The sequence below is a fragment of the Photobacterium sp. BZF1 genome (assembly GCF_014349205.1).
Lineage (GTDB): Bacteria > Pseudomonadota > Gammaproteobacteria > Enterobacterales > Vibrionaceae > Photobacterium.
In genome coordinates this window covers 1-23,367 of sequence record NZ_JACSOF010000106.1, presented here as the reverse complement: position 1 = coordinate 23,367, position 23,367 = coordinate 1, and the positions used below count along the sequence as shown (strand labels likewise).

Annotated in this window: 25 protein-coding genes; 19 read left to right on the top strand and 6 right to left on the bottom strand. The window is 43.7% G+C overall.

Features of this window, described 5'->3' with window-relative positions; all coding sequences use genetic code 11:
- From BIZ37_RS20870 to iolG, 5 genes are all read left to right on the top strand, one after another.
- A partial coding sequence (locus BIZ37_RS20870; protein WP_187463137.1) for a TRAP transporter large permease occupies positions 1-1,017 on the top strand: 1,017 nt, incomplete at its 5' end.
- Positions 1,018-1,058: 41 nt separating this feature from the next.
- Positions 1,059-1,949, top strand: a complete 891-nt coding sequence (locus BIZ37_RS20865) for a cache domain-containing protein (protein WP_255526846.1) — start codon at positions 1,059-1,061, stop codon at positions 1,947-1,949.
- Between the two features lie 340 nt (positions 1,950-2,289).
- Complete coding sequence (lpdA, locus tag BIZ37_RS20860) at positions 2,290-3,699, top strand: dihydrolipoyl dehydrogenase (RefSeq protein ID WP_187463135.1); 1,410 nt, start codon at positions 2,290-2,292, stop codon at positions 3,697-3,699.
- Between the two features lie 344 nt (positions 3,700-4,043).
- Positions 4,044-4,868, top strand: coding sequence for a 5-deoxy-glucuronate isomerase (iolB, locus tag BIZ37_RS20855; protein ID WP_187463134.1), 825 nt, complete (start codon positions 4,044-4,046; stop codon positions 4,866-4,868).
- A 25-nt stretch (positions 4,869-4,893) separates the two neighbouring features.
- A complete protein-coding gene (gene iolG / locus BIZ37_RS20850) occupies positions 4,894-5,877 on the top strand; it encodes an inositol 2-dehydrogenase (RefSeq protein WP_187463133.1) in 984 nt (327 codons plus the stop codon).
- Between the two features lie 152 nt (positions 5,878-6,029).
- Here the strand turns inward: iolG and BIZ37_RS20845 are convergent, their stop codons facing one another.
- Complete coding sequence (locus BIZ37_RS20845) at positions 6,030-6,890, bottom strand: MurR/RpiR family transcriptional regulator (protein ID WP_187463132.1); 861 nt, start codon at positions 6,888-6,890, stop codon at positions 6,030-6,032.
- 300 nt (positions 6,891-7,190) lie between these two features.
- Here BIZ37_RS20845 and BIZ37_RS20840 point away from each other — a divergent pair, with 300 nt between their 5' ends.
- From BIZ37_RS20840 to BIZ37_RS20780, 13 genes are all read left to right on the top strand, one after another.
- A complete protein-coding gene (locus tag BIZ37_RS20840; RefSeq protein ID WP_187463131.1) occupies positions 7,191-7,793 on the top strand; it encodes a hypothetical protein in 603 nt (200 codons plus the stop codon).
- Between the two features lie 138 nt (positions 7,794-7,931).
- Complete coding sequence (locus BIZ37_RS20835) at positions 7,932-8,438, top strand: GNAT family N-acetyltransferase (protein WP_187463130.1); 507 nt, start codon at positions 7,932-7,934, stop codon at positions 8,436-8,438.
- A 60-nt stretch (positions 8,439-8,498) separates the two neighbouring features.
- Positions 8,499-8,972, top strand: coding sequence for a GNAT family N-acetyltransferase (locus tag BIZ37_RS20830; RefSeq protein ID WP_187463129.1), 474 nt, complete (start codon positions 8,499-8,501; stop codon positions 8,970-8,972).
- 60 nt (positions 8,973-9,032) lie between these two features.
- Complete coding sequence (locus BIZ37_RS20825; protein WP_187463143.1) at positions 9,033-9,401, top strand: VOC family protein; 369 nt, start codon at positions 9,033-9,035, stop codon at positions 9,399-9,401.
- Between the two features lie 72 nt (positions 9,402-9,473).
- Positions 9,474-9,725 carry a TIGR03643 family protein gene (locus tag BIZ37_RS20820; RefSeq protein WP_187463142.1) on the top strand — a complete coding sequence of 84 codons (252 nt, stop codon included), beginning with the start codon at positions 9,474-9,476 and terminating at the stop codon, positions 9,723-9,725.
- An 84-nt stretch (positions 9,726-9,809) separates the two neighbouring features.
- Positions 9,810-10,217 carry a GFA family protein gene (locus tag BIZ37_RS20815; RefSeq protein WP_187463141.1) on the top strand — a complete coding sequence of 136 codons (408 nt, stop codon included), beginning with the start codon at positions 9,810-9,812 and terminating at the stop codon, positions 10,215-10,217.
- Positions 10,218-10,639: 422 nt separating this feature from the next.
- On the top strand, positions 10,640-12,742 hold the full coding sequence (locus BIZ37_RS20810; RefSeq protein WP_255526845.1) for an AAA family ATPase: 2,103 nt from the start codon (positions 10,640-10,642) through the stop codon (positions 12,740-12,742).
- Positions 12,732-14,123, top strand: coding sequence for an McrC family protein (locus tag BIZ37_RS20805; RefSeq protein ID WP_187463128.1), 1,392 nt, complete (start codon positions 12,732-12,734; stop codon positions 14,121-14,123). The genes BIZ37_RS20810 and BIZ37_RS20805 overlap by 11 nt, the downstream gene beginning before the upstream one ends.
- Positions 14,124-14,288: 165 nt before the next feature.
- The gene (locus BIZ37_RS20800; RefSeq protein WP_187463127.1) at positions 14,289-14,633 is read left to right on the top strand and encodes an antibiotic biosynthesis monooxygenase; all 345 of its coding nucleotides are present in this window, start codon (positions 14,289-14,291) and stop codon (positions 14,631-14,633) included.
- A 110-nt stretch (positions 14,634-14,743) separates the two neighbouring features.
- Complete coding sequence (locus BIZ37_RS20795) at positions 14,744-15,373, top strand: DUF1349 domain-containing protein (protein WP_187463126.1); 630 nt, start codon at positions 14,744-14,746, stop codon at positions 15,371-15,373.
- Between the two features lie 46 nt (positions 15,374-15,419).
- Positions 15,420-15,833: an NUDIX domain-containing protein gene (locus tag BIZ37_RS20790; protein ID WP_187463125.1), complete on the top strand. Its 414-nt coding sequence runs from the start codon at positions 15,420-15,422 to the stop codon at positions 15,831-15,833.
- Positions 15,834-16,083: 250 nt separating this feature from the next.
- Positions 16,084-16,830, top strand: a complete 747-nt coding sequence (locus tag BIZ37_RS20785) for a PhzF family phenazine biosynthesis protein (protein WP_187463139.1) — start codon at positions 16,084-16,086, stop codon at positions 16,828-16,830.
- Positions 16,831-16,847: 17 nt separating this feature from the next.
- Positions 16,848-17,336 carry a GNAT family N-acetyltransferase gene (locus BIZ37_RS20780; RefSeq protein WP_187463124.1) on the top strand — a complete coding sequence of 163 codons (489 nt, stop codon included), beginning with the start codon at positions 16,848-16,850 and terminating at the stop codon, positions 17,334-17,336.
- Here the strand turns inward: BIZ37_RS20780 and BIZ37_RS20775 are convergent.
- The gene (locus tag BIZ37_RS20775) at positions 17,315-17,983 is read right to left on the bottom strand and encodes a tRNA (adenine(22)-N(1))-methyltransferase TrmK (protein ID WP_222939760.1); all 669 of its coding nucleotides are present in this window, start codon (positions 17,981-17,983) and stop codon (positions 17,315-17,317) included. The genes BIZ37_RS20780 and BIZ37_RS20775 overlap by 22 nt on opposite strands.
- Positions 17,984-18,093: 110 nt before the next feature.
- A complete protein-coding gene (locus BIZ37_RS20770; protein ID WP_187463122.1) occupies positions 18,094-18,417 on the bottom strand; it encodes a hypothetical protein in 324 nt (107 codons plus the stop codon).
- Positions 18,418-18,664: 247 nt separating this feature from the next.
- Here BIZ37_RS20770 and BIZ37_RS20765 point away from each other — a divergent pair, with 247 nt between their 5' ends.
- On the top strand, positions 18,665-19,243 hold the full coding sequence (locus BIZ37_RS20765; protein ID WP_187463138.1) for an HD domain-containing protein: 579 nt from the start codon (positions 18,665-18,667) through the stop codon (positions 19,241-19,243).
- Between the two features lie 129 nt (positions 19,244-19,372).
- On the opposite strand, the gene BIZ37_RS20760 is transcribed toward BIZ37_RS20765, so the two are convergent.
- From BIZ37_RS20760 to BIZ37_RS20750, 3 genes are all read right to left on the bottom strand, one after another.
- On the bottom strand, positions 19,373-20,392 hold the full coding sequence (locus tag BIZ37_RS20760; RefSeq protein ID WP_187463121.1) for an ABC transporter permease: 1,020 nt from the start codon (positions 20,390-20,392) through the stop codon (positions 19,373-19,375).
- Between the two features lie 69 nt (positions 20,393-20,461).
- On the bottom strand, positions 20,462-21,955 hold the full coding sequence (locus tag BIZ37_RS20755) for a sugar ABC transporter ATP-binding protein (RefSeq protein ID WP_187463120.1): 1,494 nt from the start codon (positions 21,953-21,955) through the stop codon (positions 20,462-20,464).
- Positions 21,956-22,042: 87 nt separating this feature from the next.
- Complete coding sequence (locus tag BIZ37_RS20750; protein ID WP_187463119.1) at positions 22,043-23,032, bottom strand: substrate-binding domain-containing protein; 990 nt, start codon at positions 23,030-23,032, stop codon at positions 22,043-22,045.
- Between the last annotated feature and the right edge of the window lie 335 nt (positions 23,033-23,367).

The window sequence follows — 23,367 nt, the reverse complement described above, 5'->3', positions numbered from 1 at the left end:
ATATCAGGATCAGGCCCTGCGACAACGGCAGCAGTTGGGATGCTGATGGTACCAGCGATGGTGAAAAGGGACTATGAACGTAGCTATGCCTCGGCAGTAACGGCTGCTTCAGGTGGGCTAGGTATTATCATTCCACCTTCAATCCCACTGGTGATATTCGGTATTTCGGCCATGGGCCTAATGCCGCCACCAGAAGCGATTTCTCAACATGGCCAATTTGCGTCACTGTCTATCCCTAAGCTATTTGTTGCCGGCGTGATCCCTGGTTTGATCATGGCTTCAACCCTAATGGCAACCAATTATATGATTGCCAAGAAAAGGGGCTATAAAGGACTGACCGAAAACTGGTCTACAGGTGATATACGCATCACCGTGAGGAGAGGAATTTGGTCACTGCTTGCTCCCTTCCTGATTCTAGGTGGGATCTACTCAGGGTTATTCACCCCGACCGAATCAGCAATTGTGGCCATTTTCTACTCATTGTTTATCGGTTTGTTCGTGCATCGTGAACTGGCCTTCAAGAACATTATCAACTCGCTGACAACGACGACCTGGATCACCGGGCGGGTACTGCTGATCTTGTTTGCTGCGACAGTGTTCGGCAGGTTGCTGATCGAACAAAAAATTCCGGTCGTTGTTGCCGATAGTCTATTAAGCCTGACTGACAATATGTACATGGTATGGGCCCTAACCATTATGCTACTGCTGTTTATCGGTATGTTCATGGAAACCTTGGCAGCAATTATGATCATTGTGCCGGTACTGCTACCAATCATGTATATGCTGGGCGCAGATCCGACCCATGTTGGTATCGTTGTGGTGTGTACGCTTTCAATTGGTTTTGCTACCCCTCCGCTGGGAGAGAATATCTTTGTTGCATCCGGAATAGGTGGGTCAACGGTCGAGCAAATTACCGCGAGGATACATCCGTTTGTTATGGCGTCGGTTGTCGGGGTTTTCCTTATCGCCTTCTTTCCTCAGTTAAGTCTGTGGCTACCGTCCTTGGTGGGCTATTGAGCATGTTAGAGGTGAATATGAATAAAATAACGAGGATTCAAATGCCTTCGCGAATTTTAGTTAGCACGCTGGTTGTAATAATAACCGGTTTGATGGGTACGTCAGTTTCTGCCACTGATGTGATGCAGCAGGAAACAACGGGCAATAGCAATAATACTGAGACGCCACCGATTGTTACGCCAGCCGCGCAAAGAGCGATGGCGCTATTGGATAAGGCGGTCGAGCATATCCAGCGGGACGGCGCTGAGGCAGTGGGTGATTTTGCCAATCAGGCCCGATTCACCGATAACGAATTGTATGTATACGCGCTCGATATGGATGGCGTATTTCTTGCCAGCGGCGGTTCATCAGCTGTGTTAGTGGGGGACAATGTGAAATCTACCGCCGATATGTACGGGAAATTGTTCTTCCAAGACATGATAGCTCAAGCCAGAGTGACAGGGGGTGGTGTGGTGGAGTATCACTGGACCAATCCTGTCGACAGTTCTGGTGAGCCAAAGCGCACTTTCTTCAAGCGAGTTGGTGATGTCATTGTGGCCGTAGGTTATCACCCGCAGCGCGCTGTTGCCTATCAGGCCAAAGGGTTCCTTGATGAAGCGACAAAAGCATTGATTACCGATGAGCAGAAAGCATTCAATGCTTTTAATCGCCATGATAGTCAGTTTGTGAAAAATGACTTGTATGTGTTTGTGCTTGATAAACGCACTGGTGAATTCCTCGCCCATGGTGCCACCCCACACTTGGTCGGAAAGGTCTTTAGCATCCAAGGTAAACCGATGATTGGGGAGATGCTAAAGCTGGCAGAAGAAACGGGTCGGGGTGAAATATCCTATCCATGGTTAAACCCGACTTCGGGCAAAGTCGAAAATAAACATACCTTCTTCCGCATCCTTGATAACAAGCTTGTCGGGGTTGGCTTTTATCAAAGGTAATTCAACGTGCTAAACAGCTAACTCACTGTTATTCCGTGTAACTTGTTCCACCTGCACTACCTTTACTATCTCTAGTATTCGGCCCTTTCAATCACTCTAAGAGTGAGTAAGAAGGGCCATTTTTTTGCCTGAAAGATGCTCATCATCAGTGCAATATTCGTTATTGCTGTAAAACATAAACATTGAGCCGCTAGACAAAATGGTGGCGAAAATTCTCAATTAAGTGGACCAACATCGGATATTCCAACTTTGCGATTTATTTTTGCCTTAGTCTGGGTTAAAGCTGTTCATCCAGATGCTTATAAACCGAAGCAAATTATCAGGCAGAGAAGGAATTGTAATGACGGAATCTATCAACGTAGATGTTGTTGTACTCGGTGGTGGACCCGGTGGGTATACCGCAGCGTTCAGAGCTGCAGATCTTGGGTTGTCGGTGTGTATCGTCGAAAAGCGCGATACATTGGGTGGCGTTTGTGTCAATGTGGGCTGTATTCCCTCGAAGACCCTGCTTCATGCAGCATCACTGGTAGAGCATGCTAAGCATGGTGCACAAATGGGTATTGCGTTCTCCGAGCCAAATATTGATATTGACGCGCTTCGCTCCCATAAAGAGAAAACGATTTCCGAACTGACAGCGGGTATTGACAACTTGTCCAAAGCAAGAAAAGTTGTGCGTATCCAAGGTGAAGGCCACTTCACTGGCGAGCATTCGCTGCTGGTCAAAGGTGAAGGTGAGCAGCAGGTGTTGTTCAAGCATGCCATCATCGCAACGGGTTCTCACTCGGTGAAATTGCCAATTGCCCCAGAAGACCCTAGGGTTTGGGACTCGACGGATGCATTGTCCTTGCCTTTCATCCCCGAAAAACTGCTAATTATCGGTGGTGGAATTATCGGGTTGGAAATGGCGCAGGTCTATTCAGCGTTAGGTTCTGAGATCACCATTGTCGAAGCACAAGATCAGATCATCCCTGCTGCAGACAAAGATGTTGTACAGCCGTTGCTTAAAGCGACAAAGAAGACCTATCAGATGCTGACGAAGACCAAAGTCACAGATATGACCGCCCAAGCGGAAGGTATCAATGTGGCTTTCGAAGGCAAGAAAGCGCCAGAGAGTGAGCTGTTTGATGCGGTATTGGTTGCCGTTGGCCGCAGGCCAAATACCTCGGGTATAGGCTTGGAAAATATCGGTGTGGCTATCAGCGATCACAAGTTAGTTGAAGTCAATGACAGAATGCAGACCTCTGTACCGCATATCTTCGCTATTGGCGATATCGTCAAAGGTCCAATGTTGGCCCATAAGGCTACCCATGAAGGTAAGGTTGCCTCTGAAGTGATTTCAGGTATGGATGCCACCTTCCACCCGGTCGCGATTCCATCAGTTGCCTACACTAGCCCAGAAGTGGCTTGGGTCGGTCTGACTGAAAAAGAAGCCAAGCAGCAAGGTATCGATTACACCACTGGTAAAGTACCATGGCTAGTAAGTGGCCGTGCTCAAAGCGTAGGTGCGACCAATGGCGTGACCAAAGCGTTATTTGACAAAGAAACAGGGACCTTACTGGGCGCTGGGATTTGTGGCGAGAACGCTGGTGAACTGATACATGAAGCTGCAGCGGTGCTTGAATTTGGCGGAACGGCGAAAGATATCGCCCATACCGTTCATGCTCATCCAACTTTGGCTGAAACCTTCGCTTTTGCAGCAGAGGTGGTGGAAGGTTCAATGACAGATATGCTGCCAAGTCGCCGTCGATAAATTAATCGCGCATCATTCATAGTGACGATAAGGCTAGGTGGTTACCTGGCCTTATTTTTATCTCACCGTTATTTTTCAAGCACTGAAAAGAGTCCTTCCTCACCCTTAATCGAGCCTGTCTGCTATTCATTTTTGACCTGTTTCCTACGACAAAAACGTAAATTGACGAGTGGCATTTCGAGCCATTTCTATGCCAATTATTTCATCAAAAATGAAGAAATAACTTCTATGTTACCTCGCCCACAAAATGAATTATTTGTTTCATAATTGGTTTGAAAAGGTTTTTTTATTTTCATATTATTTTGAAAAATATTTTTCAAAATAATATGAACGGGAAAGCCACTATGTCAAAACTGCTCTCCAAATATCATGCACCCGACCAGCAAGGTAATACCCAAAATATTACAGCAGAATCAGCAGGTTGGGGATATGTTGGATTCCAAGTATTTGAATTGGAAAGTGGCCAAAGTATTGATCTGCCAGCCAGTGACAATGAGGTGTGCCTAGTGTTGGTAGGTGGTTTTGCCACCGTGACGACACCGTCTCAAACCTTTGAGAATATTGGCGACAGGATGAACCCGTTCGAGCGCAAAAAGCCTTATGCCGTGTATGTCGCAAAAGGTGAGGCAATTAAAGTGGTGGCGAATACCCAGCTTGAACTGGCGGTATGTACAGCGCCTGGCCAAGGCAACTTCCCAACCCGATTAATTACACCTGACAATATTGATGCCGAGCAGCGTGGGGCAGGGAATAACCAGCGGTTTGTACACAATATCCTGCCTGATTACAAAGAGGCAGACAGCCTGCTGGTCGTCGAAGTATATACCGACGAAGGTTGCACCAGCTCGTATCCGAGCCACAAGCACGATCAGGATGCAGAGCCAAGCGAAACTTATCTGGAAGAAACCTATTACCACCGTTTGAACCCAGCTCAAGGGTTCTGTATGCAGCGAGTTTACACCGACGACCGTTCGTTGGACGAGTGCATGGCGGTATACGACAAAGATGTCGTACAAGTACCCAAGGGGTATCACCCAGTGGCAACCATTGCTGGCTACGACAGCTATTACCTGAATGTGATGGCTGGGCCAACCCGTAAATGGTTGTTCACTTGGGAAGATGACCACCAATGGATAAACGATGAGCAATATGCAAGAAAACATCAATAATTAGTTTCCGGCAAAGGAGTGAGACATGTTTAATATTGCATTATTTGGCGCTGGCAGGATTGGCCAAGTGCATGCTGTCAATATTGCAAAGCATCCAAAGACAACACTGTATTCGATCATCGACCCATACCTAGAGGGTGCGAAGAAGATTTCTGAAGAGTACGGCGCGAAAATTCAAGAGATCGACGAAGCGATGTCTGATCCGAATGTCCACGCAGTCTGCATTTGCTCTGCAACCCATACACATGCCGACTTGATTGAAATGGCTGCCCAGCATGGCAAAGTGATCTTCTGCGAAAAGCCGATTGATTTGGATATCAGCCGAGTACGTGATTGTTTGGCAACAGTGCGTCAGCACGGTGCGCCAATGATGGTAGGTTTCAACCGCCGTTATGATCCTCAGTTCAGAGCCGTGAAGAACCAGCTAAATGCCGGTGTGATTGGCCAGCCTGAATCTTTGGTGATCACCTCTCGTGATCCATCACCACCGCCAGCTGAATATAGCAAAGTATCCGGTGGGATGTTCCGTGACATGACTATCCATGATCTGGATATGGCACGTTTCATTATGGGTGAAGATCCTGTGTCGATCACTGCACAAGGCAGCTGCATGGTTGATCCGGCTATCGGTGAAGCTGGCGATATCGATACAGCAGTATTGGTATTGAACTTCCCATCAGGTGCGATTGCAACCATCAACAACAGTCGCCGTTCCGGTTACGGTTATGACCAGCGTCTTGAGCTGCACGGCTCGAAAGGTTTGCTGCAGGCACACAACGTCAAAGAAAACTTGGTTCAGCACTGGGGTGAAGAAGGCTGCGTGGCCGCGAAACCTCAGCACTTCTTCCTTGAGCGCTATGAAGCGGCTTATGTTGCTGAATGGCAAGACTTTGTTGATGTGCTTGAAGGCCAAGAGCCTGAGTGTGGCGGTGCTGATGGTGAGTACGCGCTAGTGTTGGCAGATGCCGCGCTTGAGTCGATGAAGCAGGGCAAAACCATCAAGCTTTAATGCTGGGAAGTAACATCCAAGCTAATAGCCTCCTGAGTGATGACGGCACGGGGTGAAGTTACCCCCCAATGACATCGCCCCTTGGTTTATCACTCTTTAAGCCTCGCAATTGCGGGGCTTTTTCTGTTGAATAACAATTTAACTTCAAGCAGCTAGCTAAGCACGTTAATTTCAAAGCCATTGGTTGATGAACCTTGTCGGTAAGCTAATGAGACCGCCAAAGTTTGCGCCAGGCAAAGCGAAGCTGATTGCGAGCGAAAAGCCTCGACTTGGGCTTCTTTGACCACAAAGCAAACATCACTGAAGGTCGCAAGAGGACTCACCTGGCTATCGGTAATCACTATCTGTTTGGCGCCGGCTTGTGAAGCGACTTCACTGAGGGTAACCGTTTCTTGAGCATAAGGGCTAAAGCTGATCGACAGTACTGCATCCTTAGGACCTATCATGGACAGCTGCTCTTTGAACATCCCGCCTAAACCGTCGATAAGAAAGGCTCGACGCTCGAGGTGGCGTAGGGCATAGGTAAGATACGATGCAACGCTGAAAGAACGCCGTAGGCCAATCAGGTAGATGTTTTCTGCCTCACTGAGAATCTCTACAGCTTGCTCCAGCTTAGCGCTTGGCGTCTGTACCGCTAGGTGGTTCATCGCCTGGGCATTGGCGCGGGCGAACTCTTGCAAAATCATCGCAGGGCTTTCGGGAGCATTTTGATCAGCATCCAGTTCTTTGAACAGTTTGGCCCGTTCGGTATAGCTCGCTGTTTCCTCAACCAGGTTACGACGAAACAGTTGTTTCATATCGTTAAAGCCATTGAAACCGAAAGCGTTGGCAAAACGGATTAGGGTTGAAGGGGGCACTTCAGCTTGGCTGGCGATCGTGGCAACGGTATCGAAGGCAACACTGTTGGAATTATCTAGCACATAACGAGCAACCTGCTGTAAACGTTTGCTAAGATCGCTATAACGCGTTCTTATCTGATCTTGCAGTTCGGTTAGGTTATTGGCAACGGACATCTCTTACTCCCTTCAATGACTCCTTAATCTATTGTAATGGCTTATGCATTGTTATGAAACGTTTTTTTCATTATCTGGCAAAGCCATGCATAATTAGAATATTCATTCCAAGGCGTATTGGCGGAAATGTACTGTGTAAGGTGCGAGTTTACGCTCATTGAAAATTTGATGTTTTGTTAAGCGCGCTTGCGATTGTGATATTCATCTTTAGTCATGAAAGGAAAAGGTGGTATGTTGATGAATATACTACAGAATGATTCAAATTATTAAGCTGTTAGCTAAATAGGGGTAACTTTGACGATGTCTGAAATTCCAGATACTGATAAGAAAATACGAGCAAAAATTTCCAGCTACAAATCAGCTTTTAATAGAGAGTTGAGAGACTTTGGCTGTATCTCTGACGGCTATGGCAAGAGATACCTAATGTTTCCGTTGTTACTTGTGCTTAATGACCTAAAGAAAGCTGAAGAGTATATAGGGTGGCATGATTCCCAGTTCTCGGATGACATGGGAGAGCCTATTCAAATGCTGTGTCGTTCGATTCTGACGTATCGTATGGGTAATGTTGATCTCGCTTACGGAGAGTTAGCTGAAACCATGCTTTCTAATGTGTATTTGCTGCCATGGATACTACATGAAAAAGTACAGCCTATAGACATGTGGCATATGTCTGATTTCAGTATGGTTGAGTATTGTGAATATGTTCCTGATAGGGTTTTAGAAAGCTTATCAGAACAAGAGATTGAATGGATTAATCGTTGTTATCATTCAGATGCTTTTGCCGAGGTAAGGGCACGTTATATTGAGATTCATATGCTTCTCAATCGGGTATCGGACTTCGACGAGCGAGGTAAGTTGTTGGATGAATCTTTTCAGCTAGTTGATTCCTTCAAGAAAAAATAGCTGACAAACTGTTAAGAGTTTTGTCAACGCTTGGAATGTTATAAGTATTGAAATAAGTGATTAAAAGGGCCTCAACGGCTACAGTGTTGCGTTGCTCCGTCATTCATTGGGTGCTATAGGAAAGAAAAAGGACATTTCGTGGATATTAGAAAAGGTTATTTGTCAGATATCGCGGGTATTACCGATATCTTTAACTTCTATATTGAACACACTAATGCACGTTTCGAGGTAGCACAATTTTCAATAGAAAATCGTCAAGAGTGGTTCTCTCAGTTCTCAAGTAATCCTAAGCATCAACTTTTCGTCGCTACCGAAAATGGAGAGTTGTTGGGTTTTGCTTGCTCCCAACCTTATAGGGATATTTCGGCATTTGAGGATACAGTTGAAGTTACCGTTTATCTTGCTTCAACAGCCAAAAGTAAAGGTATAGGCTCAAAACTCTACGCGAGGCTGTTCTCATCTATTGTTGACCATGGAGTTCACAGGGCCTTGTCAGGTGTCGCATTACCCAATGATGCATCAATAGCCTTACATAAACGCTTTGGGTTTAGAGAAATTGGTATTTTCAATGAGTACGCAAAGAAAAAAGGAGAGTACATCAGTTCTGTCTGGTTAGAAAAGGTGTTGAACGTAGAGTCAAACTAATAACAAACTGTTGAACAGTTATCTGGCTACAACCCAAAAAATTAAATTACGGAGAATAAAGTGAACGTAAGGAAAGCATCCAAGCCAGATTCCAGTACGTTGTTGGAACTTATCGAGCAAAAAGCTGAATTTGACCGAGGTATGAAAGGCTTCACAGGCGAAATCTCTACAACTAAAGAGAAAATTGAACGCACCTTATTTAGCGACTGTCCATTTGCTCATGCTTTGTTACTGGAACTCAATGGAGAAGTTCAGGGGTTTGCGTTGTTTCATTATCGCTATTCATCATTTAGTGGTGAGCCATCTATTTGGCTTGATGATTTGCTAGTGGTTAGCAGCCATCGTTCGAGAGGTTACGGTGCAGAACTTATGCATGCTTTGAAAGTAGAAGCTGAAAAATCGTTAAGTTCTCACATTTCATGGACAGCCAGTCCATACAACACTAAAGCGCATGAATTTTATACAAAGCTAGGAGCAGAAATAGAGCGAATGGATGGTCAGCGTCCGTATTTTCGTTGGGAAATATTCGGTTAACAATGCGTCTTGCTGGGTTCAGTGAAATAGCAAGGTCGTCCAGTTGCAAGGAGTAAAATGATGATCAGTCATTTCGATCATATTGTTCTTACCGTTTCAGATATACAAAATGCGGTTAATTTCTACAAGCGGGTTTTGTGTATGGAAGAAGTCACCTTTGCGAACGGTCGAAAGGCAGTAAGGTTCGGTAATCAAAAGATAAATTTTCAGCTACTCGGCCAGGAACCGCGAAATGTCGCTAATGTTGGCTCTGGCGATGTTTGCCTCATTTCGAATTGGTCCCTGCAAGATGTGATAGATCATTTGGTCAAACATGATATCAGAATCATTGAGGGGCCTGTTGAAAAATCAGGAGCGGTTGGTGCTATCCAATCGGTCTATTTTTTGGACCCGGATAAGAACCTTATCGAAGTTAGTGTGTATCAGTAGGGTAAAACTAAAATGAGGTAATCTGAACCTATTACAATTGCGTACTTATTTCTTTGGATGAGGAATAGTATGATGCAGTTTACTAGCGAGTGTGAGTCTAGAATAATTGAAATGGCGTGGGAAGATAGGACGCCATTTGAAGCCATTGAACTCCAGTTTGGCTTAAATGAAAAGGAAGTGATTCATTTCATGCGCAAAAGACTCAAGGCAGGCAGCTTCAAACTTTGGCGCTCAAGAGTATCAGGCCGAAAAACTAAGCATGTAAAACTGCGTAGCAAGCAGGTTAGCCGGGGTTATTGCCCTTCTCAATACAAACACCGATAACAATAACTGCACTTAGCGAGTAGGTTAAGTGGCTGCGAGGGAGCAACCCATACCATAGGGTATTTACAATTAAGGGTAATAATGATGAAAAAGTTGGTTGGTTCATGCCTTTGTAGAAAGGTGCAAATTGAAGTCCCTGATGATTTTGATTATATGGGGAACTGTCATTGTTCAGAATGTCGTAAATTCACCGGATCGGATTACTCTTCGGTTGGAGGGTTAAGCTCAGAGAAGTTTCGTCTTATATCCGGAGACGAGTTTATAACTATATACCCAAAAAGTGAGGAAACAGAACTAGCATTTTGCAGTAACTGCGGATCGAGTTTGTATTCAAGAAAGCTGAAAACAGGGAAGCATAATATTCGTCTGGGTATCCTAGATGATATTCTGAAGCATAAGCCAAATTTTCATATTTTTACGGGTTCTAAAGCGCCGTGGAATGAAATAACAGATGGCTCAAAGCAATTTGAGAATGGGCCTATAAGCTCGTAATCACCTTACTAAGAGCACATTAAAAAACAAAGACGCTAATATCAAAATCCTGACCCCAACTATTTGTATTACAGCTAACTGTACTTCTTGAGGCTATCCGTTAGCGTCTTTATGACTTTGGCCTCAATCGTTGTGTAATCTTCATCTTTAGCTATCACTTTCTGATTTGGCGAGAGTCGTGTCTCTTCGATAAGTGTAATCCACTGAGTTTCTCAATTTTCAATACTACTTTCTGCATTTCTCTACCTGAGAACCCACGTTTCTGGTAGCTATATTCAACATCCTTCTTGTCGAGCAATGCTTGTTTTAGTTGTTCTGTAAACCACAGTTTCAATAGCTATGATTTACAAACAGTATGTCATTCTGTTAAGGTGTTGAGTATTAGGGTATGAGCTTAGAAAAGATACATAGGGGAAGTTTTGATGATCATTGACAGCATCCTAGAGCTTGGGGTTGAAGAGCGCTTAAACACTCTTCACCCTGAGATACGCGAAAAGGTAGCGAACAGTGGGACTGTAACTAGGTTGCTGGAAGATTTGATCAAGCCGCTATTTGAGCAACTTAAAGAAAACAAAGTAGGCGGGTTGCAACTGGGTAGTGAAGGAATCACAGGTACTGATGCAGCAGCGAGAATTCACGCGTTAAAAATTTATATTAATAATACCTGGGTGTTTTCGATTGAATTTAAACATGATTTGCTCTTAACGTTTTCAGCGAGAGACAAAGTTCATAATCTTTTCCCAGGCTATGCGTTGTTCCTATCAGACCCAGAGATTGAAAATAAAGGTGATCATTTTATCTCGCCGTTTTCTGAAGAGTTGTGGGATAAATTCCGTGTGTTGTTATTAAATAAAAAGAGCCTTAGTACTGATATGGATAAAAACTCTCCAATTCTTGATATTATCGAAAACGCCATGAAAACAGAGGCGATTAATTCCCCATTAAACCAGATTTTATTTGGCCCTCCAGGAACCGGTAAGACTTACCATGCCATCGAGGCCGCTGTTAAGGCGGTTGACCCTGATTTTTACTCAGCGCTTAATATTGATGAGAGAATTGGTGCAAGCAATGTACAGCGTACAGAGCTTTCTAAAAAATACGCGCAGTTGTGTAGCGAGGGACGTATTCGATTTGTTACTTTTCACCAAAGCTACGGCTATGAAGAGTTTGTTGAGGGGTTGAAAGCTGAAGCTACACCTGACAATCAAATTGCTTACAAAGTGAGTAATGGGATATTTAAGTCTATTTGCGACGCTGCTTTACGATCAGAGCCCGTTTTTAATTCTGATATCAATAGTGCAGGGAAGGTTTGGAAGCTATCTATTGAAGGGGCGCATCAAAATCCGGCCAAGACTTACTGTTTAGAGAATAATATTGCTGCCATCGGTTGGGGAATGACAGGTGATCTTTCTTCGCCAATTCGCAATGACTACTTCAATGCTGAAGGGAAAAATAATCAGAATTCACTCAATTATTTCTCCCAAGATATGAAGGAAGGGGACTTAGTCGTTTGTATTGATAGTAAAACCTCTGTTGAAGCCGTTGGTGTTGTAGCCGGCCCTTATCGATATGTTGATGGCGGGCTACCTACTCGCGGTGATTATAACCATCAATTGCCAGTGAACTGGTTAGCTAAAGGGTTTTCTGTCGATTTCAAAGAGCTTAATGAGAACACACAATTCAATCTCCCAACGTGCTACCCACTTTCACGCTTGTCAGTATCTGATGTGCTAACTCATCTCAAAGCCCATGGCGTCAACATTGAAAGAGTACAATCAGAATCAGTGGGCTTCCACAGTCAAAACTATGCGCTGATTATTGATGAAATTAACCGGGGTAATATTTCGAAAATATTTGGTGAACTGATCACTCTCATTGAGCCTTCAAAGCGAAGAGGTGCAAAAGAGCAATTAGATGTGACTTTGCCTTATTCTGGACAGTCTTTTTCGGTGCCGGATAACCTTTTTATCATTGGTACGATGAACACGGCGGATCGCTCTTTAGCAATGATGGATACAGCGCTGCGTCGTCGTTTCGATTTCAAAGAGATGATGCCAAAGCCTGAGCTGTTCAAGAACCGAAAAGTGAAGGGTATTGATCTAACTCGGTTATTAGAGACGCTAAATAGACGCATTGAAGTGCTTTATGACCGTGAGCATACGCTAGGACATGCATTTTTCTTCCCTGTTTACGATGAAGAAAATGAAGATCAAGCTTTCATTGAGCTGCAGCAGGCATTCAAGAATAAGATTATCCCTTTGCTTGAAGAGTATTTCTATGAAGACTGGAACAAGATTCGCTTGGTATTAGGAGACAGCCAAAAGTCTGAACAACACTTACGTTTCTTAAGTAAGCAAGAAGATTTGTATGCTGATTTGTTTGGCTCCGAGCATGGCTTAGACCTCTACGAAGACAAAAAGGTAACCTACTCAGTTAAGCCGTTTGCGAAAGGGAGTGTATGGGATGACCCCGCAGCCTATATTGCTATGTACAAAATGTCAGTGAGTGAGCCTAGTGAAAGCTAAACACGAGATTACGCTTTTTGAATTCGACTGCTTAGTGGGTGAAGACGCATCACAAAGTGTTGCTGCGTCTCCACATATCAAAGTTGTATCAAACATGGCTTACGATTACCTAAAACAACTTTGTTTGAGTGATGAAAGCGAAAGCCAACTACTTCAACTTCGACGTCGCAATAGTATGGAAGTACTGCAAGTACAGAATTATGCCGGAGTTATTTTCACGCCTGACAAGACCCAGATAGAGGTTTTGCCAAAAATCGGGAAGCAGTTGGCGAGTGACAGTATCAACGGAAGCGGTACTGATGCGTATGACAAAGCACGGCAATCATTGTTAATTATGCTTAAGGCACTGAAGGGCTTTGCCCATATTCAGACTTCAAACGCAAATATCAATCAGCAAAAAATGCCTTTGCTTGAGGTGTTTATCAGCCAGTTTTTAAACTCAGTCAATATGTTGATAAAACGCGGTTTAAGGAGTGATTATCTACGTAAAGAAGACAATCTTGCGTTTTTAAAAGGGAAACTGAATGTCGGTAAGCAAGTTAGGCATAATATTATCAACAAACACAATTTCTACTGTGAATACGATGAGTTCATGTTGGATCGGCCAGCCAATAGGCTTATTCATGCTGCGCTAATCAAGGTGAAGGAATTCACTCGTAGCGCTGTGAATCAAAAGCTTTTGCAAGAATTATTGTTTGTTTTTCATGAAGTACCTAGAAGTCGTGATTACAAGCTGGATTTTACTCGGTTAAGGCTAGATAGAGGGATGAATTATTACCAGATTCCTCTAGAGTGGTGCCAAATAATTTTAGATGGCCTTTCTCCACAGACAATGAAAGGCAGCAAAAATGCAGCTTCATTATTATTTCCAATGGAAAAGGTCTTTGAAGGTTACGTTGCAAAAGTTATGGCAGAGCAACTTTCTCGAACGTATCCAGAGCTGACCTTAACGACACAGGCGACTGGGCAGCATTTGGCTAGCTATGACAAGCGTGGCAAGTTTTGCTTAAGGCCGGATCTATTGATCAAGCAAGGGCAGCAAAATAAGGTCGTGCTTGATACTAAGTGGAAGTTACTTGATAACAGTGTGAGCCACTCCAATATTTCTCAATCCGATGTTTACCAAATGTTTGCCTATGCGAAGAAGTATTTAAAGCGCTCAAGTTCACATGAATCGGTCATTGAGTGTGGGAGGGATGTTGTATTGATCTACCCATGGCAAGATAACTTTGCCTATCCGTTAGAGCACTATTTCGATCTTGATGACGGACATCGCCTTTGGGTCGTGCCTTTTAAAATTTGCGAAGACCAAAGCCACCTAATGTGGCCACAAGTTGCCTCGTCTTCAATTGATTTGGGCTCCCTAGCTGCTTCGGTATGACCACCTCAAAGTATGCGTCCTAACAATGCCCAAGTCGTTCTGATTGAGGGCATTTATGAATCGAGAACATAAGAGCTATTACCGTTTTGTTTTCTTGCGGAGCGTCAAATTAATCTTGTGCTAATTGACTAAAATACAGAGAAATTTTTAGTAGGTTAGTCAACTATGATAGCTGTTATTTTTGAAGTTCAGGTGGCTGAGGGGAAAACGTCTGAGTACCTTGATATTGCAAATGAGATCAGACCCTTGCTAGCAGAAATTGAAGGTTTCATTTCTATCGAGCGTTTCCAAAGCCTGACCAACGAAGGCAAAGTCTTGTCTCTCTCATTTTGGCGTGACGAAGAGTCAATCAAACAATGGCGCCGCTTAGAATCCCATAGGCTTGCTCAAGCAAAAGGTAGAAACGGTGTCTTTGAAAGCTACAGGCTAAGAGTGGCGGGTGTTATCCGCGACTATGGTATGGACAGTCGAGAAGAGGCGCCAAAAGACAGTATCGAGGTACACGGTTAGCCATATATATCTTGCTTGGGATATCTTCGCTATGGATACTGTATGTGTTTAAGGAACTAACCCCAGCCATTTGCATTGGTGATTGGGAAAGAAATAACAGAGATGAATAAATGGTAGATTTTACAGTAGGTAAATGGATTTTTGAGCCTAAAGTGAGTGAAGTGACCAAAGAGATGGTTTTTATCACTACAGAGCCTGAAACAGATTTCTGGCAGCGCTCTTACTATGGCTTCCGCAATGATAATGCTCCGGCACTGCAGATTGAATCCGATGATAACTTCACTTTTACAGCGAAAGTGAGTTTTGACTATCAGGCGCAGTTTGATCAATGTGGACTCATTATTTATCTCGATAATGAAAACTGGTTTAAGGCGTCGATAGAATACGAAAACGAAGAGTTTTCAAGGTTGGGCAGCGTTGTCACAAACTTGGGCTATTCAGATTGGGCCACATCAGATATTCCGCTGCCAAATGAGATTTGGTACCGCTTAAACCGCCGTGGTCCTGACTTCTTGATTGAGTCCTCGCTTGACGGTGTGACCTTCAAACAAATGCGAATCTTCCATCTCCATAAGCTTGGTGAAACAACAGCTGAGATGGGGAAATGTAATCCGCCATTACCAGCGCAGAACAAAGTGAGTTTTGGCGTTTACGCTTGTAGCCCTTTGAAATCATCATTTACGGCTAGGTTTACAGACATGAGCTTAGAGCCATGTAAGTGGTTGGCACACGCTGTTTAACTCTATTGTTCAAGAGAAAACCACTTGAATCCACTGTGGAAAATAAATGAATAAAGTTATCGACAAACTTGCTTGGGTTTTCATCCAAAAGGGTAAATTCTTAGTCGTAAGGTCTAAAGGTAAAGAGCTGTTTTACTTGCCTGGAGGTAAACGTGAAGCGGGAGAAAGCGATGAACAAGCGCTTATCCGCGAAATTCAGGAAGAATTATCTGTCGAGCTTGCTCCGGAAAGCATTGAGTATATGGAAACATTCACGGCTCAAGCTGATGGCAAAGCTGAAGGCGTCTCTGTAAAGCTCACCTGTTATTTCGCTGAGTTTTCTGGTGAGTTAGCTCCTGCTGCAGAGATAGAAGAACTTAATTTTATCGATGGAAATGATGAAGCAGTCTGCTCTGCTGCGGCGTTAGTTGTGTTGAAGTGGCTAGAGTCAAAGTCCTTAGTCGCTGAGCAAAATGTTTAAATACACATATAGGGTGGCATATGAAAAGGTGCTTAATTATTACTTTAGCGAGTTTGTCTTTTACAGTTTCCGCTGAAAACCAAGCTATTGATTGCAACAATGCAATCAATACACTTGAGATTAACCACTGCGCGGCTGTTAAGGTACCATAGCCCATAGCCCATAGCCCATAGCCCATAGCCCATAGCCCATAGCCCATAGCCCATAGCCGCGTCTTTTTAATACTGAACAATCACAAGGAAGGTGCACGATAAAAGCGCAAATTTACGATGTATTTTGTAGTGACTCCGCTCGAGGAAACCCTTGCGCCGTTGTTGAGTTGCAAAAGTGGCCAGATGAGGCTGAGTTGCTCGCAATAACCCAAGAGTTGGCACAACCAGTTACCTCATTTGTTGTTAAGTCTGATTTAGGCTTTGATATTCGTTGGTTTTCGTTAGAAGGTGAAATAAACCTGTGCGGACACGGCAGTTTAGGTGCTGGCGCGGCTTTAATATCCAAATACAGTTTGGCTTCGGTAACGCTTGTCAGCCAGTATGGGCAAGTCGTTATTTCAAAGGAAAGCGGTCGATATAAAATTAACCTGCCAGGTTGGGATGCCCAGCACACAACAATGGATAAGATAGACTTCAATATTTCCGCTGCTGACGTGTTTTCAACCCGTGATTTAATTTTGGTGTTAGAGACGGAAGATGCTGTCGCTAACTTTGTGCCTGATTTTGACCAGATGAAAAAGATTAAAGACTTTCATGCTGTGATAGTCACGGCTCAGAGTGCGCCCGACAGTTATGTTTTACGCTACTTTGCGCCGAAAATCGGGATAGATGAAGATTTAGCGACGGGGTCTGCGCAATGCTCACTGGCGCCATATTGGTTCAACAAATTGGGAGTCACTAAGTTGTCTGCACGGCAACTTTCAGTGTCGGGTGGGTATTTCGAGATTGAGCAAGCGGCGGACGCTTCTATCGTGGTGTCGGCTCAAGTTAAATTAAGATCGTAGGAGTGGCTTAAATTAGAATGAATTTTCGAGACATAACAGTATCTGATAGCGAGTTACAAAAGCGCCTACTATTTGTTGCGCTTTGGACCCCAGATGACGAACCCGACCATGACTTGAAAGTCCTCGAGTTACCTCATATCCGAGAATATTTTGATGATTGGGGACAAGAAGGGGATTTCGGGTTGTTTTCATTAGATGATACTGGTGGAGTAATGGGGATTGTGCAAGTGCGTTACAAATCCAGCCTGACTGTGTGTCATGCAGACTGTCCTGAGCTAGCCTTGGCGGTGAAGCCTCTATACCGAGGGCAGGGTGTAGCATCGGCATTAATGCGAGAGTTACTCGTTCGTACTGACAATCTTAAAGTGGGTGTACGTCTTGGGGTACACCCTAAGAATAAGGCCGCGATATCACTATATGAAAAGTTTGGTTTTGAAACTTACCAAGTCGTAGAGAGTGGCTACTTGCAGATGTACAGAGGCTTTCAACCCGTAACTGAGCTATAACGCTCGATAATCGCCTCTACATTATCGGCACTTCCTCGCTGAAGGCGACGGTAGTGGCTTAAAGTCTTGTCGATATAGCGGGTGATGATATCGGCTTGCTCCTTGGTATCAGAGTGCCAAATTTTGCAGCCCACCGCGTTGATTGGACTGTTTTCATCCATGTGGGATGAAACATGTAAGATTTCATAGAAACGCCGATTATCTTCAATTAGTACTTCATGCTTAAGACCGAATTGATGTTCTGTGAGCTTTTGGCGCAGTATATATGGGTTGTTTACTGGGCATAGTAAAAAATCAATGTTAGCGCCTTGGTCGTATTGGTAAATGCTTTCAACAAGCTCGCACATTAAATCGCCACCCACGCCAGCTATAATCACTAGGTGCTTACCTGGGTATTGCTTCAGCGGAAGCTTAGCGACATCCAGGCAATGAACTTCCCATTTATCTTCAGGGTAGAAACGTTGTAGGTTTTTCTCTACCGTGCTCATAAGGTCCGGCACGATATCAACAAAATGCACGTTGTCAGCAGCTTGTCTTGATAGCAGGGCAGCGCCGATGAGTCCGTGGTCGCAACAACAATCCCAAACATGGTCGTAGCCAGTAGGGACCATTTGTTCAATTTGCTTCAATCTTGTACTAAGTTTCAATGAAATTGCCCGATTAACATCTAAAATCGCACGCATTGTAATGGTTTTTCATCTGCTAGCGAAGTAAAAACCGAGCAAGGTATCTAACTGATTGAATGTTTGAGATATGACTAAAAAAGTGACATTTGCTTACTGTGGTGCGCTTGGATGTCTGATGGGTTTTCAACCCCCTCAAAATACTCAACCCAAATTTTGTTACTGCGCGGAAACTCGCGCTGCAATGTTTTCTTGGCTTGCTTTTTAATTTTATCAGCATCGCCTGAGAAAGAGGTGTTCTTGAAGCCGTGCTCGATAAGCTGGAATAGTTCACTATCTTGACGGTAGAGTATGAAACCTCGGTCTTTTTTGAAGGTTTTGAAGTGCACGACTTCTTTGGTAGCCATTGTTTTGATCTGCTTATCGATTAAAGGCATGACATTTGAAATATGAATCATAGGCTTAGCTTTTGTTGTCTTTTAACCCAAGATAACAAGAATGGCGTTGCAATGATGGTTAATAACATTGCAGTAAGCGTAGCCAAACTTAATCGCATATTGGTGAAAATTATAATGGGTCCTATGGTGGGGAAGAGCTGATAAGTGTATGGTGCATGACTAAGCCGGAAGTGAGTTTATAAACTAATAAGGAGAAAAAGTGCCTTCTACATTCGAAAAACACTTTATTGAGTTTATCCAATCTGAAATGCAGCAAGATCTAGCCCATGATTTGAATCATGTACTTCGGGTGGTCAAGTCGGCTAAAGCATTGTGTGCCAAAGAAGGGGCGTGTCTTGAAGTTGTACTGCCCGCTGCTTATTTGCATGATTGTTTTTCATTTCCTAAAAACCATCCTGATAGAGCTAGAAGCTCACACATTGCGGCTGAAAAAGCGGTAGAGTTTCTTGCCAGCATTGGTTATCCCTCAGAGTACTTTGAAGCCATCCACCATGCCATTGTGGCGCACAGTTTCAGCGCGAACATCAAACCAGAAACCGTGGAAGCACAAATTGTCCAGGATGCCGACAGGCTCGATGCGCTGGGGGCTATTGGCATTGCACGGTGCATTCAGGTCAGTTCGGGCTTGGGAGTTGGCTTATATGACGCCGAAGATCCATTTAGCGAAAATAGGGAGCTAAATGATCGGCAGTATACAATCGATCATTTCTACACCAAGTTGTTTAAGCTGAAAGATAAAATGAATACCCGTTCAGCGATAGAGGAAGCTGAAAAGCGCACTAACTATATGAAACAGTACTTAAAACAGCTAGGCTCTGAGATCTAACTGCTTTAAATAAAAAAAGCCACGTAACCCTAGGGGGAGAAACGTGGCACTTCAACGTGAAGTCCTACAGTAAAGTTAATTCTTTATAGGCTCGTGTTGTATTTATCATTGTTGTACGTATGGTTTTCGCTATTTACTCTTCTTCTGACGTTTCATATCGAAGACAACAGCGACCACGATTACCAAGCCTTTCACAACTTGCTGCCAGTAAGCGGATATATTGAGTAAGTCGAGGCCATTTTGCAGTACACCCATTATCATGGTACCAATAATCGTTCCTTGGATAGTACCGATACCGCCGGCGTGTGAAACACCACCTACAGTTGCAGCTGCGATTGCATCAAGCTCGTACATTACACCAAGGCCAGGCTGACCTGAGTTGATACGGCCTGCAAGTATAAGGGCTGCAATACCTGCAAGTAACCCAGCATATGCGTAGACTAGAATTTTATATTTCTTAACATTGATACCAGAAACGTATGCGGCTGTTTCGTTACCACCAATGGCATAGGCGTATTTACCAAAACGGGTGTAGTTAAGCAAAATATAAGAAACGATGGCCATGACAATAAAGATAATGACAGGTACTGGGATACCGGCAATATTTCCTTGGCCAATCCACTGGTAAGAGTCGATCAAACTACTAACTGGACGACCATCAGAGTAGAGCAGAGCAGCACCACGAGCTATGATCATCATACCTAAGGTGGCAATGAAAGGAGGGATACCCGTATAGGCAATCAAAGCACCACTGATTAAACCACAGGCGGCACCAACGGCAAGAGCTGCGATGATTGGAACTAAGATAGGCATTTCAGGCATGTTAGGGTACATGCGCATTGCCCAGTCCATCGATTGCGCCATACTGGCAGAAACGACAGCGGCTAGCGCCAGTACTGAACCGGATGAAAGATCGATTCCTCGGGTGATAATGATGATGGTAACGCCAAGGGCCAATAAGCCGATACTGGCCATTTGAGTCATGACATTTAGCATATTGCCAACGGTCAAGAAGACCGGTGATAGAAATGACATGACGATGCACATGGCAAGGAATACCATGTAGATAGCATATTTTGCACAGAACTTGCGGACAGTTAGAATATGGGACTGTTCGCCGGAGGTAGCTTCAATTATTTTGGCAATCATAACGACATTCCTTAGTGTTATGTTTTATTCAATCAATGTGTCGATGGGCGGTGCGCTGGATGGGCAAGTTTAATGAAGTGCCATCGACATGATATTTTCTTGGGTAGCATCACTACCTGATATATAGCCTTTACATTTACCTTCATGCATCACCATGATGTTGTCACTCATCCCAATAACCTCAGGAAGTTCAGATGAGATCATTACCAGGCTTTTACCCATACCCGTTAATAGCCGCATGAGTTTGTAGATTTCGGACTTGGCACCAACATCAATACCACGAGTAGGTTCATCTAGGAATAACACATCAGGTTTGGTCAACATCCAGCGAGCAAGTAGTACTTTCTGTTGGTTGCCACCACTGAGGTTGTCGATAGCTTCATTCATGTGAGGAGTTTTGACCTTGAGTTTTTTACAATGGTCTTCACTCTCATTACGCATTTTTTTTACATCAAGTAAGTTGGCAACACTCATTTTATATGCGTCGAGATGAGCTATTGAAGTATTAGAGAAAATATCCAGCATCAAGTACAAGCCTGACTGACGGCGGTCTTCAGTGAGAAACGCTAGCTTATTATTGATAGCATCATGAGGGTGACGGATTTCGATCTGCTCACCATTGAGCCAGATTTCACCGACATCTTTGCTTCTTACCCCAAACAGCGTTTCGATAAGCTCGGTACGTCCAGCACCAACTAGACCAGCAATGCCAAAAATTTCGCCTTCATGCAGTTTGAAGTTAATGTTTTCGAACGCGCCCTTACTGCTAAGGTTTTTCACTTCTAGCCTGACTTTACCCGGTTTACTGGTGGGAGGTGGGAATACATCACCTAATTCACGGCCAACCATCATCTGCACCAGTTCATCATGATTGGTATCTTTGGATTCTCGTTCACCGACATAGCAACCATCACGGAAAATAGTAATTCCATCGCAAATCTGGAAGATTTCGTCCATTTTGTGGCTTATGTAGACAATAGCGACATCTTGTTGCTGCAGCTTACGGATGATATCAAATAAGTGATCCACTTCCTTATCGGTAAGGGCAGAAGTTGGTTCATCCATAATGATGATTTTTGAGTCATAGGAAATTGCTTTCGCGATTTCAACCATCTGCATGGTGGCAACGGTGAGATCCTTCATCAGGGTGCGAGGATCTAGGTGTAAATCAAGTCTTTTTAGTAGGACTTCAGTGTCAGCATACATTTTGGCATGGTCAATTAAGCGAAGCTTACCCTTAACTGGTTCACGGCCCAGCCAGATATTTTCTGCAATGCTGCGATGTAATACGGGAGATAATTCTTGATGAATCATTGATATACCCGCTTCTAGTGCTTCTTTGGCACCATTAAATTCAACCTTTTCGTTTTGATACTGGATTGTACCGCTATCACGCTGGTAAATACCGAACAATACTTTCATTAAGGTTGATTTTCCGGCTCCATTTTCTCCCATTAGTGCCATAACTCGGCCTTTTTTTAGTGTGAGCTGCACGTTGTCGAGAGCTTTTACACCAGGAAAGGTTTTGGTAATACCTCGCATTTCGAGGATAACTTGGTCCATAAAACAATCTCCAAATCAGGCCCCACAGGGGAGGGTAGGGCCGATATTGTGTTTAACTTTTCAGGAGCGAAAGGATTCGTTTGATGATTACTTGAAAGCTAGGACGTTGTCTTTGGATACAAGCTCTGCAGGGATCCAAGTAATTTGATCTTGCTGTTCACCTTTAATGGCTTTAATAGCTGAATCAATAGCACCACGTGCCTGCGCTCTACCATCTTGGAATACTGTTGCATTGAGTGCACCACGTTCGATAGACATAACGCCGTCTGGAGTTGCATCGATACCCACGACCATTATTTCATCGAGTTTATTGGCTGCTTCAATCGCTTGAATAGCGCCTAAAGCCATTTCATCGTTGTTGGCAATCACAACGTCCAGAGGTTCACCAGAATGAAGCCAGTTTTCAGTTACTGTCATCGCTTGAGTACGTTGCCACATTGCAGTTTGCTTACGGGTTACTTCAAAGCCGTCAAGGTTACCTAGGTATTCTTCAGCACCCTGAGTACGCAGCATCGCTGCCTCCATGGTTAGCATACCCATTAAGATACCGACATGGCCGCCATCAAGGTTGTCTTCAACGAATTTAGCTTGGGTTTGTCCGAAAGCTAATTCATCGGAACCCACATAATAGACATTGTTTGGAAGGTAAGCTGGGCGGCGGTTGAGATAAACCAGTTCGATATCTTTACTAATGACACGGTCTGTCATTGGCTGTGTCGCATCAGTATTCACTGGCATGATTATGATGGCGTCCATCTGCTGGATAATAAAGTTTTCAACCTGACCTAGTTGTTTGGCGGTATCTTCTTTGGCATCTACGAAAACAATACTGAGATCTTCTTGATCGTTGGCATAAGCCTCCATGGCATCTTTAAGGTAAATATTGAAGGTATCGTCAAAGTTAGGGATGGCGACACCAATCTTAATTGTATCTTCACCATCCTCACCACCACAGGCAGCCAAAACAAATATAGCGCCGATGATCGCGATTTTACGTAGGATCCCTTTAGAAATGGATTTTGTCGTTGAAATAGAGTTAGTAAGTAGAGAAGTCATTCCATGTATCAGTGACGGCATTGTTGCCTCCTTTTTATGGTGCACCTAGTCGACACATTAAATGAAATGCACATTTCATTTAATGCGAAAAATAGATGCTAATCACTTTCTAGAGTGAAATTCCGCTCCAGAAAGCGCGTTCACGTTGATTGAAATAAATTTATTATTTTTATGTAAACAACTATATGCTTGAGCTCAATTAATAACCACCCCTGATTAAGTGCAAATAACAAATTTGTTAACTATGTCTCATTGAAATCAATGTCTAATTACAATTTTTTCATTTAAGTTGTTGATTTTAAATGGGTGGTAGAGAGGCTTTCTGTTGGCTTTATTCTAAGTTATTGAATTTTATT